This window comes from Pseudomonas sp. 10-1B (assembly GCF_000935045.1).
Lineage (GTDB): Bacteria > Pseudomonadota > Gammaproteobacteria > Pseudomonadales > Pseudomonadaceae > Aquipseudomonas.
In genome coordinates, this window is the sequence record NZ_JYKS01000011.1 from 89,894 (window position 1) to 108,769 (window position 18,876).

General features: G+C 58.4%; 13 protein-coding genes and 2 pseudogenes. 11 read left to right on the forward strand and 4 right to left on the reverse strand.

The annotated features are described in order from the left end of the window. Positions 1-58: 58 nt before the first annotated feature. From tnpC to tnpA, 3 genes and pseudogenes are all read right to left on the reverse strand, one after another. Positions 59-1,580 (reverse strand): annotated as a pseudogene (tnpC, locus tag TZ03_RS08245) (IS66 family transposase). Positions 1,581-1,641: 61 nt separating this feature from the next. Next, entirely contained in the window at positions 1,642-1,977 is a 336-nt protein-coding gene (gene tnpB, locus TZ03_RS31465; RefSeq protein ID WP_003253613.1) for an IS66 family insertion sequence element accessory protein TnpB, read from the reverse strand. After that, positions 1,974-2,297: an IS66-like element accessory protein TnpA gene (gene tnpA / locus TZ03_RS08255; protein ID WP_051096938.1), complete on the reverse strand. Its 324-nt coding sequence runs from the start codon at positions 2,295-2,297 to the stop codon at positions 1,974-1,976. The genes tnpB and tnpA overlap by 4 nt, the downstream gene beginning before the upstream one ends. A gap of 410 nt (positions 2,298-2,707) precedes the next feature. Here tnpA and TZ03_RS08260 point away from each other — a divergent pair, with 410 nt between their 5' ends. The 3 genes from TZ03_RS08260 to TZ03_RS28530 all read left to right on the forward strand — a co-directional run bounded on the left by TZ03_RS08260 (position 2,708) and on the right by TZ03_RS28530 (position 7,990). Further along, positions 2,708-6,901 carry an AAA domain-containing protein gene (locus TZ03_RS08260; protein WP_160297740.1) on the forward strand — a complete coding sequence of 1,398 codons (4,194 nt, stop codon included), beginning with the start codon at positions 2,708-2,710 and terminating at the stop codon, positions 6,899-6,901. 310 nt (positions 6,902-7,211) lie between these two features. After that, a complete protein-coding gene (locus tag TZ03_RS08265; RefSeq protein ID WP_051097102.1) occupies positions 7,212-7,529 on the forward strand; it encodes a type II toxin-antitoxin system PrlF family antitoxin in 318 nt (105 codons plus the stop codon). Further along, positions 7,529-7,990, forward strand: a complete 462-nt coding sequence (locus TZ03_RS28530; RefSeq protein ID WP_082056576.1) for a type II toxin-antitoxin system YhaV family toxin — start codon at positions 7,529-7,531, stop codon at positions 7,988-7,990. Before TZ03_RS08265 ends, TZ03_RS28530 begins: the two co-directional genes overlap by 1 nt. Before the next feature lie 210 nt (positions 7,991-8,200). Here the strand turns inward: TZ03_RS28530 and TZ03_RS08275 are convergent. Then, positions 8,201-8,852 (reverse strand): annotated as a pseudogene (locus tag TZ03_RS08275) (KUP/HAK/KT family potassium transporter); the annotation flags it as partial. A gap of 423 nt (positions 8,853-9,275) precedes the next feature. Here TZ03_RS08275 and TZ03_RS08280 point away from each other — a divergent pair. The 8 genes from TZ03_RS08280 to TZ03_RS08315 all read left to right on the forward strand — a co-directional run bounded on the left by TZ03_RS08280 (position 9,276) and on the right by TZ03_RS08315 (position 18,813). Then, on the forward strand, positions 9,276-10,640 hold the full coding sequence (locus TZ03_RS08280) for a serine/threonine protein kinase (protein ID WP_053388409.1): 1,365 nt from the start codon (positions 9,276-9,278) through the stop codon (positions 10,638-10,640). 32 nt (positions 10,641-10,672) lie between these two features. Further along, entirely contained in the window at positions 10,673-11,236 is a 564-nt protein-coding gene (locus TZ03_RS08285; RefSeq protein WP_152645397.1) for an FHA domain-containing protein, read from the forward strand. Between the two features lie 4 nt (positions 11,237-11,240). After that, the gene (locus tag TZ03_RS08290) at positions 11,241-12,104 is read left to right on the forward strand and encodes a PP2C family protein-serine/threonine phosphatase (RefSeq protein WP_053388411.1); all 864 of its coding nucleotides are present in this window, start codon (positions 11,241-11,243) and stop codon (positions 12,102-12,104) included. Then, a complete protein-coding gene (locus tag TZ03_RS27955; protein ID WP_053388412.1) occupies positions 12,101-13,621 on the forward strand; it encodes a trypsin-like peptidase domain-containing protein in 1,521 nt (506 codons plus the stop codon). The genes TZ03_RS08290 and TZ03_RS27955 overlap by 4 nt, the downstream gene beginning before the upstream one ends. Next, positions 13,618-14,901 (forward strand): trypsin-like peptidase domain-containing protein, encoded by a 1,284-nt coding sequence (locus TZ03_RS08300; protein WP_051096944.1) that lies wholly within the window; start codon positions 13,618-13,620, stop codon positions 14,899-14,901. The genes TZ03_RS27955 and TZ03_RS08300 overlap by 4 nt, the downstream gene beginning before the upstream one ends. A 31-nt stretch (positions 14,902-14,932) precedes the next feature. After that, the gene (locus TZ03_RS08305; protein ID WP_051096946.1) at positions 14,933-15,751 is read left to right on the forward strand and encodes a glycine zipper 2TM domain-containing protein; all 819 of its coding nucleotides are present in this window, start codon (positions 14,933-14,935) and stop codon (positions 15,749-15,751) included. Between the two features lie 38 nt (positions 15,752-15,789). Further along, positions 15,790-16,107 carry a hypothetical protein gene (locus TZ03_RS08310; protein WP_152645399.1) on the forward strand — a complete coding sequence of 106 codons (318 nt, stop codon included), beginning with the start codon at positions 15,790-15,792 and terminating at the stop codon, positions 16,105-16,107. A 1,161-nt stretch (positions 16,108-17,268) separates the two neighbouring features. Next, the gene (locus TZ03_RS08315) at positions 17,269-18,813 is read left to right on the forward strand and encodes a Fic family protein (RefSeq protein WP_051096950.1); all 1,545 of its coding nucleotides are present in this window, start codon (positions 17,269-17,271) and stop codon (positions 18,811-18,813) included. The last annotated feature ends 63 nt before the right edge of the window (positions 18,814-18,876 follow it).

An 18,876-nucleotide genomic window follows, 5' to 3' on the forward strand; every position in this document is an offset into this window, starting at 1 on the left:
TATCCTCCGCCAGCTTTAACTGGCGCACTAAGCGGCCAGCGAACACACCTTGCGCTCGTTAAGCTGGCGTCCACTGATGCGGCAGCAAAGCCTCAATCTCGCTAGCCCGCTGTGTTGGCAGTCGCGTCAACACGTCCTTGAGATAGGCATACGGATCATGCCCATTCATGCGAGCCGACTGAATCAGGCTCATGATGGCCGCTGCGCAGCGACCCGGCAAACAACCAATTGGAGCGTCCAAGTGCCCACGGCCTGATCAAGTTCTCGATCTGGTTGTTGTCGATGGGTAACGCCCCGTCTTCCAGGTAGCGCGTCAGCGCTACCCAGCGTTTCAAGCTGTAATCGAGGGCCTTGGCGATGGCTGAGCCTTCGGGTACCAGCTCGCGCTGGATCAGCATCCAGTCATGCAGTTTTTCAGCGATGGGAACCGCATCCCGCTGACGTATTCGCCGGCGGTCTTCTTCGCTCATATCCCTGGTCTGTCGTTCGACCTCGTAGAGAGCGCCAATCGAAAGCAGGGCCTGCTCGGCCAGCTGGCTCTTGTTCGCTACATGTAACTCAAAGAATTTGCGGCGTGCATGGGCCATGCAGCCAACCTCAACGATGCCTTGCTCGAAACTGGCCTTATAACCACCGAAGTCATCGCACACCAGCTTGCCAGTCCAGTCGCCGAGGAAGTTACGCGCATGCTCGCCTGCACGACTCGGGCTGAAGTCGTAGACCACGGATTTCAAGCCTGCATAAGCAGTGGTGCTATAAGCCCACACATAACTTCGATGTGTTTTCTTTTCACCCGGTGCCAACATCTGTACCGGCGTCTCATCGGCGTGGATGACTGGTTGAGCCAGTACCGCTTCACGCAGGGCATCGACAAGCGGTTAAAGCTGCACGCCGGTTTGCCCAACCCAACGTGCCAGCGTCGAGCGTGGAATCGCCAGGCCGGCGCGGCCAAAGATCTTTTCCTGCCGGTACAACGGCAGATGGTCGGCGAACTTGGCCACCATGACATGGGCCAGCAGGCCTGCGGTGGGGATGCCTTTGTCGATGACTTGCGCCGGAACCGGTGCCTGGATCAGGGTTTCGCAAGCTCGGCAGGCCCACTTTCCACGTACATGCTGCTCAACCGTGAACACGCCCGGCGTGTAATCGAGCTTTTCGCTGACATCTTCACCGATGCGCTGAAGCTCGCAGCCACACGCACATTGAGTGTTGTCGGGTTCATGATGAATCACGGTGCGCGGAAGCTGTGCAGGCAGTGGTGCGCGCTTGGGCTTCTGGCCTGGCTCTTTTAGGGCCGGGTCGGGATGAAGTGCGTTCAGCTCAGCTTCGATGGCCTCAAGGTCAGTGCTGAGCAAATCATCGAGCAAGCGGCCTTGCTCTGGACTGATCTGTTCACTGCGCTTGGCGTACTTATGACGTTTGAGGACAGCGATCTCATGAGTGAGCTGCTCGATGACGATCTTGTCGTTCTGGATCTTGCGACTCATCGCCTCGACTTGAGACTGCAATGTCAGCGTCTGCTCGAGCAGCGCGCGCAGCTCTGCTGGGGTCAGTTGGTCGAGGTCGGGTAAAGAAGTCATGCCGCCAATCATGCCAGAGCAACACACTGGCGGCGATTGGCGCTTATGCCAATAGTCAGTACTAAAGCCGTGTGATGGTGCTGTTGGCACCCATGCGTTGCCAAGGTAATCCAACGATGAGTGCCTGAACTTGCTCGCTGTCCAGTTCCACTTGAGCGCCGTGACGAACGCCCGGCCAGTGGAATTTACCTTGGTTCAGTCGGCGTGCTGCCAACCACACGCCAATGCCGTCATGCACCAGCACCTTCATCCGGTTGGCGCGGCGGTTGGCAAAGAGATAAGCGCAGTGCGGCTTCGCCGCACCGAAGACCGCGACGACGCGGGCCAACGCCGTTTCGGTGCCGGCGCGCATGTCCATGGGCTCGGTGGCGAGCCAGATTGTATCGATGCGAATCATTTGACGAGACCGCGAATGAAGCGCGCACAGCCATCGGGATCGACAGCGGGCCAGATCACCGTGACTGTTTGTTGTTTGAAAGGAATTTCGATGCGCGCCAACGTTGGTTGTGCAGGCTCAGATTCGGGCTTCATAGTCAGCGGCACGAATGCCGGTAACGCGTCAGGTTGGCGGCCCCGATAGAGCGGAATCCATTTGCGCACCAGGTTGGCGTTGATGCCATGGCGCAGCGCGATGCTGGCTATCGACACGTCAGGTTGAAGACACTCCTGGACGACTTGGGCTTTGAAGGGTTTGGGATAAGAGGTGCGCTGGCGCATGGTGTTCCTTGCGATAAGGGCGGTGGTGTCCACGTATTTTTAGGTGGACACCATCGCCCTTAATGCTGGGATTCTGAAGGTGTGTTTGCTGGCCGCTTACGAAACCTCGGAGGTTGGGTCAGTTATCTGATTCCTCCGCGCAATGGCGCGATCGTGTCAGAGCCAGTATTGTGCCCCAAATCTCACCGTAAATTTTTGATCGCTCGTAGAACCGCTAGCCCGGGGCTTCGAGTCAAAGAGTCCAGTACTCTTTTTAGGGGAACCTCATGGAAACTCTAGGGCACCAACTTCGGCCGGTCGCCACTCGGATCAGTCAGTATTTTCGCGACTTTTTAGACTCAGATTTCAAGCGTCAACAGGCTCCACGCCGCCGAATCATGCTGACAACCGACACCGGGTTCAGGTCGGGCATGCGTACCTCGCCATACCCCTCCTTGGACCGCGACTTATGGAATCTATTGGGGCGTCCATCTAGCGAGGACCTATCACTGACGATCGACCCACGGCGCTATACGCGCCCGATCAGTGACGTCCTTCGCAAAGTGATCCACGAGCAAGTAAACGCCATTCCCGCATCATCCCTGGCAATTGTACATTCTGCGGTGGAAGAGTTAACCGTAAAGTCCTACGCAAAAGCGATAGATGACCCGGAACTATGGGTTGAGTCAGTCCAAAACCACTTGGGCAGCAAAGTTGCCGAACACATTATCAAACCTCTGATCGCTCACTTGGATGGCCCGCTGCGCAATCAAGCGTACTGGGTGATGGACTCTTTATTTGCTGCAGAGAAGGACCTTGTTGATCGTGTCTGCGGCGACCTATCCCGAGTCCTCCCTGAGCTGCTGGCCAAGCTGCTCGCCACCCAGGACTCAGCCCCGCTCAAGGAGACAATCCCAAAGTTCTTAACTCTTGAGGGGACTCGCCAGGCACTGATGGCATTCTTTGAAGGGTTTGTGGCGGCTGACGCCTATCATGAATTCCGCGATCTAGAGACCTATGTTGCCACCAGCGACGGGATGCAGCTCTACCTCTACATCGGTGCAGTGAAGTACGGTGGAAACCAATATCCACTCTTCTTTCTTCCCATTGAGGTACATAGGGAGGAAAAAGGGGCCGGTTATAAGTTGAAGCTGCTCAACCAGCTATATACCAACCGTAAGGCTATCGACTTTGTTCTGCAGGAACTGGCTGCTGGACTTGAACGTGCGTGGGTTTCTCCGATACCCGAACGAATCCATTACATCAAACCCGAGCAGTCCATATACGAAGAGGCCCGCGTTCTGTTCCAGCGCGTTGCAAATGCCATGGACCTCGGCGGCAAGATCAGCCTCTCCTCCTCTGCGACGGACACCTCGACAATTGCGGTTGGGCTGTCCAGCTCACTGTCCCTCGCTGCATATGAACGTTCGGATGAGGCACTGCTCAACGACTATGAAGAGATCCTCGAAGCACTCAAACATGGTGGATCGGCCGTGGTTGAACTTTTCGAGGGCATCGTTGGCGGTGTCCTGCGCGAGAACCCTAAGTCCATCGCTACGGCTGTGGAGACCACCTGGGACGCGCTTCCGATGGTGGATCGAATGGTCTTCGACTCCCCCATCCCGCTAAACGAAGAGCAACGCAAAGTATTGATTGCCGTGCGACAGCCTGAAGGCAAGATTGTTGTAGTCTCCGGCCCTCCGGGTACCGGCAAGAGCCATACGATCACAGCCATCGCCGCCGACTGTGCCTTCAATCAGCGCTCCTGCCTGGTGTTATCGGATAAGACCGAAGCGCTGGATGTGGTCTACGACAAACTGTCGGAAGCGATGTCCCGCGTACGCCACGATAGCGATTTCCCGAATCCGATACTCCGACTCGGCCAGCAAGCCCATAACTTCCGCAAACTGACCTCGAATCAGGCGGTCACCCAGATCGGGGCCTACGCCAAGGCAATGAAGGCGAATCAGCCCAGGCTCGAAGACGAGCGAAAAAGTCGCTCGGAAAACCTGAAGGAACAGATCAAGCTGACTGTGGCTACATTAGGCGCCATTGAAATGTCCAGCGTACAAGCAATGCTCAAAGACGAAACCGAGCTCGCTGAACTTGCCCCGTCAGTAATGGAAGTATTGAAACGCGCAAGTGGAGCCAGCCTGATTTCAGAGCTCGATAGCATCAGCGAGCACTTATCGGGGGTGGAACAGTATCTTCTTGAGGTCTTCTCGGAGGGTGACTTTAACCCACAAAGCCTTTGGAACAGAACGCGAAGGGACGCATTGCTGGTAGCGTTCACACAGGAACATTCTGACGCCCCATGGGATCTGTTCGAGTCGATGTCACCCTCCCAACTGCGCACGCTTGGCGCACTTCTAGTCAGCTATGGTCAACTGAAGATGCCGCTGTTCGGTTACCTGTTCCGTGGCGGACAAGTGCGCGAAGTTGAACGTCAACTTAATGCTCTACCCGTCAGTAGCCCCTTGCTGCTCAAGCAACGGCAAGCGATGTTGTCCAACCTCGTTGAGGCGGCAAATAAACTGCGCCTGAAGCTTCAAAGCGAAGATCTAGAAGACGAATTCGAGGGCTGCTATAGGCTGCTTACCCGAGGAAAAACGCCAAAACTCGACGCAGGCAATGCGGCAAAAGCCATGGCCATTCTGCGTCGTGTCGATACCAAAATAGTGGATGTATTGCTTGAGCAAGCAAAGGATGATGCCCGTCTCTGGCCCCTGTCCGTGCGCTTCCTGCACGGCTGGCTGCGTACTCGAGAGGCCTTCGCATCGGCGCCCCAGTATGATTATGCTGGCACCAAGACCCAGCTCGAGCGTCTCAATACCTCAGTCATGAACGCACACGTGGACACGCGCCTACTGAGTTTCATGGAGAACTACCGCTCAGACGCACGGGCGCTAGCTGGCGTAATCGCCAACCGACAAAAATTTCCAGAAGACAAGTTCACGCACATACGCGAAAGCTTCCCGGTCATCATCGCCAGTATTCGCGAGTTTGGTGAGTACATGCCGTTGGCCCCGGACATGTTCGATGTAGTCGTCATCGACGAGGCCTCGCAGGTCTCGGTCGCCCAAGCATTACCTGCTTTGTTGCGCGCGAAGAAGGTCGTTGTGCTGGGTGATGACAAACAATTTTCAAACGTGAAATCGGCGAACGCCAGTATTGAGCAGAATGATAAATACCGAAATGAACTAAAAAATTATTTCACGACCCACGTCAGCGGTGCAGCCGATGCTCTACAGCGGCTGTCCATGTTCGACGTTAAACGCTCCATTCTTGAGTTCTGCAATCACGCGGCTTCCTACTCAGTCATGCTGCGCAAGCACTTCCGCTCTTACCAGGAACTGATTGGATACTCCTCAGGGACGTTTTATGGGCACCAGCTGCAAGCCATCAAAATCCGTGGCATTCCAGTTGATGAAGTCATCCGTTTCGACATAGTGGATACATCTGACAAGAGAGTGACTCGAGGCACCAACGAAGCGGAGGCAGAGTTCATTCTTGAACGCCTTCTTGAGTTGATCGAGGAGGAAATTCCACCGACCGTAGGCATCATCTCGCCCTTCCGTGAGCAGCAGACTCTACTGTCCAAAAAGCTGTTCAATCACCCCCGTGGTGCAGACTTCGAACGCCTGTTGCGGTTGAAGGTAATGACCTTCGACAGTTGCCAAGGTGAGGAGCGCCATATAATTTTTTATTCGATGGTAGCTACCGCTGAAGAAGACGCACTCAACTATATCTTCCCTGTCGAGCTAAACGATGCCGAGCAGGCGGTCGAGCAGAAACTAAAGGTTCAGCGACTTAACGTCGGCTTTAGCCGCGCTCAGGAAATGATTTGGTTCGTACACTCCAAACCGCTCAATGAGTTTCGTGGAGCCATCGGACAAGCGCTTAACCACTATGCGAACATTCTGGAGAACGCCAACAGAATACCCGCTGCCGAGGACACCGATCAGTCCAGCCCCATGGAAGCAAAGGTACTGGAATGGTTCCGTCAGACCAGGTTTTATCAGTCCAACATGGATGCCATCGATGTCTTTGCTCAATTCGAAATAGGGACGTATCTCAAGCAACTTGACCCGACCTACGAACACCCCAAATGGCGCGTGGACTTCCTGGTTACGTACCAGTCGAACAAGGGACCCATCCAGATCGTGATCGAGTACGACGGCTTCGATTATCACTTTGCCAAAGGCAAGCACGTTCATGTGGGTAATCACGAGCGGTATTTGAACGAGGCCGATGTAGAGCGCCAACTCACGCTGGAAAGTTACGGCTATCGGTTCCTGCGCATTAATCGCTTCAACCTAGGTGACGACCCTGTCGCTACCATGTCAGAGCGCCTTTACCAGATAGTGGAAATCGCTGTGGGTGAACAAATCTCGGAGGCGGTCAACCATATTCAGTCTCAGGCTCAAGGCCTGGCTAACAAAGAGCTCAAGCCGTGCTCGAAATGCGGCGAGATCAGGGAAAAGGCGGATTACTACGATCCGACACTGGGCGGTGGAGCTGGCGCTTTCGGCCGAGTTTGCATGATCTGCAAAGGTAGCAAGACTAGTTCCCAGGGTGGGAAAACAACGCAACGTCGTTTTCGCAAGAGACGCCGCTGGGGGTGAAGTCTTCAGGGTGACCATAAACGGTAGCCCTGTCTGTAGGCGCTGATGAAGAATTCCCCATCTGCCGAAAAAACGCTGACCCAAGCAGCCTTCAAGGCTACGGCCGTCTGTGCTGGGTATCTACCTATCCATGTTGGGGCAGTCTTGCCCCAGCAGGTAGGGCAATTCGATAGTGTCCCAGGAAGTGGGGTAACTCATCCTGCGGCGCTATTGAGCGTCCTCCCCGCCTATGCTTGATCAGCAGAAAACCAAGATTGACCACGTAAGGATTTTTCCTTACCATTCAATCAATACATCTGGGAGAACGCCCATGCCTGCCATCCACGAAATCGCAACGCTAACCTCGAAGGGACAGGTCACACTGCCCAAATCCGTTCGCCAGCTTTTGGGCATAGACACTGGAGGCAAGATCGCATTCGACGTGCGCGGCGGAGAAGTCGTTGTCAGCCGCGTAGAAGCCATCCATGAAGACCCTGCCATCGGTGCGTTCCTGGGTTTGCTGGAGGCTGATATCCGAGGCGGCCGCAACCTCACCACTCTGCCGGAAGACTTGGCGCAAACCATGCTCGCCAACGCAAAGCACTCCGTGAACCTGGACGAAGATATCGATGGTGAGGTCGCGATCTGATGCTGCGACATGGCTGGACACTGTTGTTTCATGAAGGTGTGACTTTACAGCTACGCAAATTGCAAGAAGCCGCCGCCCGAGCCGAGCAGAACGACCCACAAGGCTTTGAAAGCAATGCCAACGTCAAGCTGTTTCGGGCATTGAGCCATCTGATCATGGAGGCTGTACCGGTCGACCCGGACCGTGATGAGTTCCGGCAAGGCAACACGCTGGGCACCGCCTACCGACATTGGCGGCGGGCAAAAATCGGCAGGCGCTTTCGACTGTTCTTTCGCTACGACTCAAAATCCAAGGTCATCGTCTATGCATGGGTCAACGACGAAAATACCCTACGGTCCGCAGGCAGCAAATCCGATCCCTACGCCGTATTCGAGAAGATGCTGGGCCGCGGCAACCCTCCTGATGACTGGGATGCGCTGATTGCTGCGACGCGTAGCGACTGGGACGGGCCCAACGCATAAGTTGCGCGACTGGGTGAGGGATTGCACGTTCGACGCCAGCCCCCTCGGCGCGTCCACTGTAATCCACCCGTAGCCGCTGTAAAAAGGGGTACATCTGGGGGTACAACCCCCCCATTCATAACCTTCTGATTTACATGGATGCCCAAATGTTCTTCGGATCCCGACAGCCTGTAAGCGAGCTCCACCGAGCTCCAGAAAAACCAGCAGGATGAACTTCACCGCCCAGATCGGGTTGAGCGCTTGCAGCACCTCGGGCCGCTGCACGATGCCATAAATACCCAACGCTCCGAGGACGACAAACCAAAGCACCATGATCGGCCCGAACAGGATACCTATCCGCGCCGCGCCGTGCTTCCGGATCAGGAACAGCGCTACCAGCACCACAACCGACAGCGGCACGACCCAGTGCTCGATGCCGTCAAAAGCAAGCTGCAACCCCTCCACCGCCGACAATACGGAGATTGCCGGGGTGATCATGCTGTCGCCATAGAACAGCGCGGCGCCGAACAGGCCGAGCAGCACCAGTAGCTTGCCAAGCCGCTTGTAGGGTGCTGCTGCCCGGTGTGCCAGTGCGGTCAGGGCCATGATGCCACCCTCACCCTGGTTATCGGCGCGCAGGATGAACAGTACGTACTTGAGCGAGACCACCCAGAGCAGCGACCAGAACACCAGCGAAAGCACACCCAGCACACCGGCGGTGTTGGCCTGTACGCCGTAATGGCCTGCGAACACTTCCTTGAGGGTACACAGCGGGCTGGTTCCGATATCGCCATAGACCACACCGACTGCGGCGACGAGCATACCGATGCCGGTGGACTTGCTGGAATGGGGGGTGGTTTGCTGCGATAGCGGACTGGCTCACGAAGTATGTCTCTGAACTGACGAATAGAGGCGTATGCCATCCCTGACATCGCGCGATCAGTATCCATGGCATTACGCTATAGCGTAAAAAGTGCGTAAAAAATGCTTTTCGCTGCCCCCGGACGGCCGCTCCAAGTCGTGCTGCCGGGCGTGGTGGTCCTGACTTTGAGCATCTCACTGGCCGCGGCTTCGCCATCACGGCATTACCATGCAATCTGTCGGCTGCCCAACGACATGATTGGCACACCTTGGCGGTTAGTGCTTCTCTTGTAAGTCACATCAAAGTGATATCCCTTATGGGTTATTCCTAAAGATATATGTCGTAACTCCTGACAGTACAGCGTCGTACTGGAAGAGCTGCCTTGTGTGGCGTTGCTGGCCCGATGTACAGGCGATCATGAGCATGTGAACCCGGAGCGTGCCAATGACGGACTTGCCATCGAGCCAGGACAACGACAATGCCACGGAGAATGGCAACACCCTGCCTCCCGGATACCGGTTGCAGGAATACGTCATCACCCGGATGCTCGGCGCGGGAGGCTTCGGCGTTACATACCTTGGGCTCGATGCCCACCTGGATAAACCCGTCGCCATCAAGGAGTACTTCCCCTTCGCCAATGCCGTGCGTATAGAACAACGCACCGTAGCCCCCAGGACATCGCTGCGGGCCGACCTGGACGAGTATGAATGGGGGATGCGCGGCTTCATCGACGAGGCGCGCGCGCTCGGCCGCTTCGAGCACCGCAATATCGTGCGAGTGCTGCGCTACCTGGAAGCCAACGGTACCGCCTACATCATCATGGAATTCGCCGATGGCCGCCCCCTGTCGGAGCTCATTCGGGCCACAGGAACACTGGACGCCGTCCGGGTCCGTGGCTTGCTGCTGCCTTTGCTGGACGGCCTGGAACTGGTTCACCAGTCCGGCATGCTGCATCGAGACATCAAGCCCGGAAACATCATCCTGCGCCAGGACGGTTCGCCGGTGCTCATTGACTTTGGCGCAGCTCGCCAAGCCATCGGTGCCCGTAGCGCCTCGATTTCCACCGTTCTGACCCCTGGTTATGCGCCGATCGAACAATATTCCAGCCATGGCGACCAAGGGCCTTGGACCGACCTCTATGCCTTGGCTGCCGTCGCCTACGTCGCGTTGGTGGGACAACCACCGCATGAAGCGACATTGCGTGTGCGCCACGATGACACCGAGCCAGCGCTCAAGGCCGCCAAGGATCGAAGCGATACCGCCTTGCTGACAGCAATCGATTGGGCCCTGTCACCAGAAGAACGAGACCGACCGCAATGCATCGCCGAGTGGCGCGAAGCCCTGAGCGCGGGTGTCAACAGGGTGCCGAAGGCCAAGAAACCGCCGTCTGCGCCGGGGCGAAAAGAGCAGCGGGGCGAAGATCAAGATACAAATCACGGCGATCAAGGTATCAACATCCAGCTCATCGTCGGTGGCCTGGCTGCGGTGTTGATCGTGGCTGTCGCGATTTTTTTCTACAACGCGTTTTCGACGCCAGACACCCCTGGTGCCAGCATCGTCGCGCCCCCGCCCGCAAAGCCGGTGCCGACTTCAGTAGTCGAGGTGGCATCCAGGCCAGAGCCTGCACCATCGACGTCCCCCGCTGCCACACCCACTCCGCAGCCGAATGCAAACACTGCTGCATTAGACGAACAGCATTACCGCATCGCACAGCAGGTCGGCGTGGCCGAAGCCTATGTGCTCTATCTGCGACTGCATGCCGATGGCCGTTTTCGCGATGAAGCGATACGCCTGAGTCGTGAGCCGTAGCGTCATTGCCCTTCGCTGTGAGGTTCCAGACCATGAGCGACTCCGACGATTTCTTCAACCAGCCCACCCGACGTGTCCCCAGCACGACGCCAGCGACCACAACGGAAACCGCCCTGGATGGCCCCACCGTGGGATCACCCAAGGCCTCGGCCACTCCGCGCCCGCTTGAGGCGCAGACCCGACGCTGGATACCTCCCTCCGACAACACCGCGGCTGGCCATGTGATGGAAGAGCCGGTGGTCGGTTGGCTGGTGGTGATCTCGGGGCCTGGCAGAGGTGCCTCGCGCAGCCTGACCTACGGCATCAATACCGTCGGGCGCGGTGCAGACCAGGCCGTTATTCTGGATTTCGGCGACGATGGCATCTCGCGCAACCATCACCTGGGCATCGTCTACGATGCGCGCAACCACACGTTCTATGCACAGCCGGGTTCGGGCCGCAGCCTCAGCTATGTTGGCGAGCAGCCCTTGCTGACGCCAATGGAGCTGACTGGGCCGGTAGACCTGACACTTGGCAGCACCACGCTACGTTTCGTGCCGTTCTGCGGTCGGGACTTCGATTGGAGCGATGGTTCCACTCCAACCTCGGCGCCTTGAGCCCATGTCCTCGGCCGAGAAAGCGCAAGTGTCCTGGCACGGCATCCAGCACCAGGGCGCTCGCGATTACCAGGAGGATTGCTGGGCGGCGATCCTCGGCGACAACTTGGGCGATGGCCTGTTGCTAGTGGTCTGTGACGGCATGGGCGGTCATGCTGGCGGCGCGCTGGCTAGTCGCACCGCGACCCAGGCATTTTGCCAGAGATTTTTCCGGGACCAGACCGACGGGAACACGGAACAGCGCCTGGCACTGGCGCTTCAAGCCGCTCAGGCCGCCATTGGCGAACAGGCTCGTCTGCAGAATGAGTACTGGGCGATGGGCACGACCCTGGTTGCAGTCTGGATCCACCCGGGCGGGCTGAACTGGATCAGCGTCGGCGATTCCCTGCTGATTCGCGTTACACCCCAAGGCTTGGAGCGACTGAATGCCGATCACTCGATGGCACCGGTCCTCGACGAACTGGTTGCCATTGGCCGCCTTTCTTCTGCCGAGGCCGAGACAGATAGCAATCGTAATGCGCTACGCAGCGCACTGGGCACGGAGCCACCAGCATTGGTCGACAGTGGAGAGCTAAAGCTGAGCGAAGGTCAGCCGCTGACCCTACTCCTGGCCAGCGATGGTGTGCAAAGCCTCACAGACGCAGAGCTGCAGAGGCTGCTGAACGCCCCCTACGCCGATGCGGCCGATTTGTGCCGGCGGCTGGTCGAAGGCGTCCTGGACAAACGTCGCCCTAACCAGGACAACCTCACCGTGCTCTGTTACTGCGTGGCACCCTCCTCCCCATCGCCTGGCCTGCTGCAGCGCGTTGGCGGCGGGTTGAAACGTTTGTGGCCGCGCCCCGCACAGCCGGGCAAGGAAATCGTATGAGGAAGCATCTTGCGATTCTTTCCATTGCGCTGCTGGGCAACCCGCTCTGTGTCCTGGCAAGCGAGGCCGCGACACCGGCCAGCGGTATTGTCCAGGTGCTGGCCTACGACGGTGACGATCTGATCAACCAAGTGTCTGGTGTCGTGCTGGGCACCGACGGTACGGTACTCACCGCCGCTCATGTTCGCGAGAAGGCTGTTCGCCTAGTCGTGGCCGATGAAACCGGACGACGTTTCGAGGCTCGGGTCCGGCAAGCCTGGGCTGGTGACGACCTGATGGCGCTGACGCTTGGTGGTGGTAATCTTCCGCCCGCCCGCGACTTGGCCAATGGAGTACCGGGCGAGCATGCAACGCTTCGTGTCGTCGGCTACTGGAGCCCGCAACTGGAGCCAGCGCGCAAGAGCCGTCTGTTCGGCCCGCGCCGCCCCGGCTTCCAGGTTGCCCCGGCAGCGTTACCGAGCAGTGTGGCAGGGGTGGTGGCCGAGGTAAGTACGACGTCGCCACGCATTGCCGCCGGAGTTGGGCGGGGCGCCTATGGTGCGGCGGTGCTCAACCGCTGCGGCCAGGTGCTTGGCATCATTCGCACGGCACCAGGGGCAACGCTTGACGCGCTCTGGGCAGCGCATGTCCCGGCACCACCGTTATGGCTATCCCCAGCCCCGGCACTGGCTCAAAAGCTGGCAGGGCTCGGTGTGCAAACCCGTGTTGCAGCGGCTGCCTGCGAGAGCATCGACAAGTCTGGTGGCCCAGGGCTGCCGAGCCAGGAAACGGAAAAACGCATCGCCGAGACCGAAAAGGCCAAGAAGCGCGCCGAAGAGGCCGAGAGCGCCAGAAAACGCGCTGAGGCTGCGGAAAAACGCGCGCACGATAAAGCGGGCGAAGCAAAAAAACGTGCTGACGACGCGGAACAAAGGGCGCGGGACGCAGAAGGCAAGGCACAGCAAGCAGAACGCCGGAGCGAAGACACTCGCCGCGAGGCCGCGCAAAGCGTTGACGGCCTGGGGCGCCAACTTGAAGAGCAGAACCAGCGCCTGCTCGACACCAACCAGGGCTTCGAGCGCTGGCGTCTGTATGCACTGCTGGGTGGCGCTGGATTGATGCTGGTCGTGCTGGTGCTGCTGATCTGGCGCCGGGTGGAAGCTGGCAGGTCCGACCGTGCGCTTGCCGCCGCCACCGCCAGTTTCTCGGACTGCCTGCTGCAGGGTAGCGATTCCAAAGGCCAACCGCTGGGGCTGAGTATCTCCGGTCGGGATCTGGCACGCCTGCCAGAGGGCCTTGTCATCGGCCGCAACCCTCCTTCTCCGGGCGTTATCGTCGCCGACGAAACGGTGAGTCGCAGTCATGTCCGGCTGCGGCTGAGCGGGGGGGAACTGATGCTCAGTGACCTCGAATCAACAGGAGGCACCCGGCTCAATGGCCAAGAACTGGTCCTGGGCAGCGAGGTGGCGATCCATGACGGCGACGTACTCGAACTGGCGAGCGTGCGTCTGGTGTTTCAACTGAGGAAGCAGCCATGAGGATTTCGCACAAGCTGGTCACCTGCCTGGGCCTTGCCGCCCTATCGATACTGCCTCCGACTCATGGTGAGCCGGCCGACAAGGGGATCACCCGGGGCCTTGTGCACATCCTGTTCTATGCACAAAAAGAGGATGGCAAAGTAGGCATGTTTGTCGGATCCGGCTTCGTCCTAAATAACGAAGGGTATATCGCTACCAACCAGCATGTTGCCGGTGCGGCCATTGAATACAAATCCAAGACTCTGCTTTACGTCAACCCGAACGAGTCGACGTTCAATTCGGAGGACGTTGTCAATAGACCCAATGCGGATGTGGTATGGACCTCAAAGGACCTTGACCTGGCGATAATCCGCTATAGGGGGCAGTCCCACCTGGAGCCTGTCACATTGACCGACCAAATTCCAGCGCAAGGCAGCCCGGTCATTGCGATCGGTTACCCCCAGGCAGCGGAAGCGTTCACCAGTGCCTCGCGAGACATCCATTCGGTGGCAACCATCACCACCGGGCTGCTGGGACGTGTCAACCCTGCGGGGAGACTGAGCGGCGGCCCCCTGTCGCTACTACAGCATTCAGCACAGATCAGTGGCGGCAACAGTGGTGGCCCACTGTTCGACGAGTGTGATCGCGTCATCGGCGTGAATACGATGGGGCATACAGGGGTCCAAGGCATCTTCGCGTCCTCTAGCATCAACGAGCTGATCCGCAACCTGAACACCCAGTCCATCGCCTACACGCTGGACTCCACACCCTGCATGTCCACCAAAGAACGCTATCAGAAGGAACAGGACCGGATGGAGCGGCTGCTGACGTATTCAGTGGGAGGTGGTGCAGCCGCCCTACTGGCGCTAGCTGCAATTGTCCTGTTGGTGGCGCGCCGCCCACGGGAACGGGTATTGCGTGCCGTCGAGTCCCTGTCGCGTTCTATCCGGCCGCCGACTGCCAGAGAAGTGCAAGTACCCATATTTCATGGTGTACGGCTGGAGGGGCGGACGGCGTCCGGACAAGCCGTGCATCTCGACCTGCCGGCACAGGAATTGAGCGCTGGCGTTCTGCTGGGACGCAAGCCCCATGATCCGCGCTGGGTGATCGCTGATGACCGGGCATCGATGCGCCACGCTACTCTGCAGTTCAGTCATGGCGCACTGCGTGTGCGCGACGAAGGGTCGACCAATGGCACGCTGTTGAACGGTCGTGTGCTGCAGCCCCATCGGGACGAAGTACTCGGTGATGGTGACCGCCTCCAACTCGGCGGGACGGAGCTACGGCTCACCTTCTATTGACCCATGCCTACCAGAGAAAGGGAGTGGAACCGTGAAAAAGAACCTGTTCATCATTCTCGCCATGGCCATTCCCATCGCGGGTTGCGAGAGCCTGTCCTCCCAATACGAAGCCATCGGTTGTGGCGTGGGCGGCGTACTGGGCGGTGTTCTGGGTAACCAGGCGACCCGGAACAAGAGTTCGCAAACGCGCGTGCTTGCAACGGCCGGCGGCGCAGCGCTGGGCGCGGGCTTGGGCTGCCTGGCTGGCCGCAAGCTGGACGAGTGGACCCAGCGTCAACTTCAGGAGCAGACCGTACAGGTGCTGCAAAGCTCCACTCCCGCCTCACCACCCAAGGTGGTGACCAACCCCAGCACAGGCACCCAGGTCAAGGTAGAAGTCGTCGAGCAGAAAAAAGCAACGTCGACTGTCGCGGTACCCACTATCAAGGAGCGCGTGGAAACCGTACCGCCATTCGAGGTGATCAACGAGTCCTACCGGGTCACCTCCGATGCGCTCAACGTACGTACCGGCCCTGGCGTCGATTATCGCGCCGCGCCGCCAGCACTCAAGCGCGGAACCGAGGTGCTGGTACTGGGCAAGGTCATCGACAAGCCCGACTGGATGGTGCTGGGGCAGAATGGCGCTATTTCCGGCTACGCCTACTCCGGTTTGTTGAGCCGGGTTGGAAGTGCCCGCACGGAGGTGGTGGAGAAAACCAAGGCACCCAGCACCAATACCGGAACGGCTGAAGTGGCGGTGACCGCCCCCTGCAAGAAGGTCAAGCAGTCGGTGACCTTTTCTGATGGCAAGACTGGTGATCAGGAGGCAACGCTATGTCAGCAACCCGATGGCACCTGGCTGATCACTTGACAGTGCTCGGCGCAGCGCTGGCCCTAATGTTGACGCACATGTCCATTGCCGCCGACGCGCCCCTGCGCCGTGGGTTCGTCAAGGCGGGAGGATTGATTGCGGACCTGCAAAGTTGTCGCCAGGTTGCCCGGATCGAGGTCCATAGCAAGGACGGAACGAAGTTTCGCAACTATGATGGCGATTTTGGCAAGCTGCTGGCTTCGTTCGCCTATGCGGAGTTGTTCAAACCTTACTGTGGCGGCAACGTGCCCGAACGCATCGTGATCATCGGCAGAGTCGGCGGAGTTCCCTGGTACGCAGGCACTTTGGTACCTGCCTCAGGCCGTCCACCCGTGGGGCTCTATGCCCCGCCCTGAACAGCAAACCATACACAAGTCAATGGCTGGGGAATAATAGAATCCAGACAATTCCATAGATCCAGCGCCACGCCTGCCGTGACTGTGGCGCACACCTGTTCGGCCGCATCGAGAACCGCGGCCACGCCTTGGTGCTGGAGGACTGGGCACCGACTGGCCCCCCGTTTCATATCTACTACCCAGGTCGACGGCAAATGCCCCCGGGGCTGCGGGAGTTCATCGATGTCTTGCGAGCGGATTGCGAGTCGTGGGGGCAGCCCGGGAAGCCACTGTGACATAAGCCCCGTCGCCATGGCGCAGGACCTGCGGGGTAACTGCCCAGCCAGACGGCGTCTGTCACCAGCCTTCAGCATGGTTCAGCGAAGCGCTGCCAGGCGCCCGCCCCAAGTCAGCATCGAGCGCGGCGCCCATGGCGACCAATCATCCAGGCATCCCCCCTGCGCGGCGAGCTTGACGTACACTGAAAGCCGTGGACAACCACCCTGTTCCGCGTCAGAAATCGCCAATCTCGATCGCCCGCGCACCCGCTGCGAGTGGGGGCAAAATTGGGGGCATCACTTCAATATTCCTCACAGAAACACCCGTTCTAGAGCCAAGTCCTGATGTTCTTCGGGATCCGGAAAGTCTTTAAGACCCTCTCTAGAACCCCTTGGAAAGCCTTTAAAATCTGGGCTCTAAGCGAATCATAAATCCATGATCGTCCGTCCAATTCCGCTGACTTCCAAGCGCCTTGGGGGCAACTGTTGGTCGTGACAAAAGTGATGCCCCCACATGTTATCCCCAGATAAACTTTCGGTTTCCTTTGTATAGGTTGACGCGAGACCATGCGCCAGCATCAATGCGGGCGTCCTCCCCCCCTATTGCAATGTGTTCCATCCCGGCTGACGTGATGGAGATGGTCCAATGCCAAGAGGTGGATGTTGGGCAATGTCTGCCCACTTCGGCAGGCAAGCGTGACCGCGCCCGGGGAGGCCGAACGGCCGAGGGGTGTGCCAGGGTCGCTGAAATGGCGCTTTTATTAGCGTTTTTGAGCAAACCCGTGGAATGAGTAGCGAATTTATGTATTCCTTAGTATTTTTGCTCCTCACGGCTGACGGTAGTGTTTTAGGGTAATACCCCAAGAACAGTAGCGTTTTTGGGCTTTCGGTAGAGGTTTTTTCCATGCAGGTCGGTTTCAAGGCACTAGCTACCCGGTACGGGGTTAATCCGGCACAACCTCTGCGCGTCGATTCGGCCATCAGCACAGTGCGGGCAAGCCGCGATACCGGTAGTCAGGTAGAAAACAAATATCCGCCTAACTATCGGCCCGACGACGATTTTGCAGGCCACTTCGAATTCGGGCTCAAATACGAGGAGATCCACCTTGAATTCTTCGCCCGCCTGTTTGCCGTCGTAGGACCCGAGCCAGTCGAGGCCTGGTGCCGCCGTTCTCCTTTTGGCCAGTACGCTCGGCGCACCGGATTTCTGTACGAGTGGCTGACGGGACAACATTTGGACGTGCCTGATGTGAACAATGGCGCCTACACCGATGCCGTGTCGCCGACCCACTACCTCACCCGCACGACGCCGATTCGATCTCGCCGCTGGCGCGTCAACAACAATCTGCCAGGCACGCATGAGTTTTGCCCGCTTATCCGGCGAACCGATGCCGTGCAGCAAGCCTTACAGTTTGACCTGAGGTCCGCGTTGGAAGAGCTCGATCAGACCTTCGGCCCCAACATCCTGATGCGGACGGCGAGTTGGTTGACGCTGAAGGAGTCGCGCGCAAGCTTCCTGATTGAAAAAGAGGAAGGCCAAGTCGATCGAATCCAGCGTTTTGCACACGTCATCGCGCAACACTGCGGCCATATCGAAGACCCATTGAGTGACCGCAGTCTGCATCTCTTGCAGGCCGGTATCCTAGGACGCGATGCGTTTGGCCTGGGGTTACGGCGCTCCCCCGTTTTTGTAGGGCAATCCACAATGCGCGAGAACATCGTGCACTACGTCGCCCCACATTTTGACGACCTTGCCCCGATGCTTGCTGGCCTCAACGAATTCGAGATGGCCACCCGGGGCGCCGAGTCGCTTGCGCGCGCCGCGGCATTGGCGTTCGGCTTCGTCTACATCCATCCGATGAGAGACGGAAATGGGCGAATTCACCGTTTCCTGATCAACGACACGCTGGTTCGGGACCAGGCGGTTCCGAATGGCGTGATATTGCCTGTTTCAGCGACGATTACCAGCTCGGCCGAGTTCCGTGCCGGCTATGATGCGACACTAGAGGTGTTCTCTCGCCCCTTCATGCGGCGCTATGCGGCCTCCTATCGCTTTGGCAGGCTTGTGACCTACGAAGACGGTACACCGAGCAACTTCGAGTTCGACGACTACGAAGATGCGCGCTTCGCCTGGCGCTATCCGGATCTGACCGCACATGTTCTCTATACTGCGCGCGTCGTCGAGCACACGATTCGAACTGAGATGGCCGACGAAGCCAGGATCCTTGTCATCTTCCAGCTCGCCAAAGAGCGACTCAAAGACGTCGTGGAGATGCCAGACCAGGATGCGAACCGCATCATTCGCGCGATCAAGGAGAATGACTGGAATGTTTCCGGCAAGCTCAAGAAGCAATATCCGCAGCTCGAAGATGAGTGCCTGGCGGCGCGAATCGTGGAGGCCGTGCGGTCGGCGTTTGAGGACCGAGAAATGCAAGACGATGATGAGTGACCTTGGCAGTTTCAGCGATGCGTTGAATTTCTGGCCCCAACTCCGGACACGCACTGTTTTGGC

Coding starts and splice junctions, on each gene's coding strand:
- tnpB (WP_003253613.1), bottom strand. CDS start 1,977: ATGATTCGCATCGATACAATCTGGCTCGCCACCGAGCCCATGGACATG.
- tnpA (WP_051096938.1), bottom strand. CDS start 2,297: ATGCGCCAGCGCACCTCTTATCCCAAACCCTTCAAAGCCCAAGTCGTC.
- TZ03_RS08260 (WP_160297740.1), top strand. CDS start 2,708: ATGCGTACCTCGCCATACCCCTCCTTGGACCGCGACTTATGGAATCTA.
- TZ03_RS08265 (WP_051097102.1), top strand. CDS start 7,212: ATGCCTGCCATCCACGAAATCGCAACGCTAACCTCGAAGGGACAGGTC.
- TZ03_RS28530 (WP_082056576.1), top strand. CDS start 7,529: ATGCTGCGACATGGCTGGACACTGTTGTTTCATGAAGGTGTGACTTTA.
- TZ03_RS08280 (WP_053388409.1), top strand. CDS start 9,276: ATGACGGACTTGCCATCGAGCCAGGACAACGACAATGCCACGGAGAAT.
- TZ03_RS08285 (WP_152645397.1), top strand. CDS start 10,673: ATGAGCGACTCCGACGATTTCTTCAACCAGCCCACCCGACGTGTCCCC.
- TZ03_RS08290 (WP_053388411.1), top strand. CDS start 11,241: ATGTCCTCGGCCGAGAAAGCGCAAGTGTCCTGGCACGGCATCCAGCAC.
- TZ03_RS27955 (WP_053388412.1), top strand. CDS start 12,101: ATGAGGAAGCATCTTGCGATTCTTTCCATTGCGCTGCTGGGCAACCCG.
- TZ03_RS08300 (WP_051096944.1), top strand. CDS start 13,618: ATGAGGATTTCGCACAAGCTGGTCACCTGCCTGGGCCTTGCCGCCCTA.
- TZ03_RS08310 (WP_152645399.1), top strand. CDS start 15,790: ATGTCCATTGCCGCCGACGCGCCCCTGCGCCGTGGGTTCGTCAAGGCG.
- TZ03_RS08315 (WP_051096950.1), top strand. CDS start 17,269: ATGCAGGTCGGTTTCAAGGCACTAGCTACCCGGTACGGGGTTAATCCG.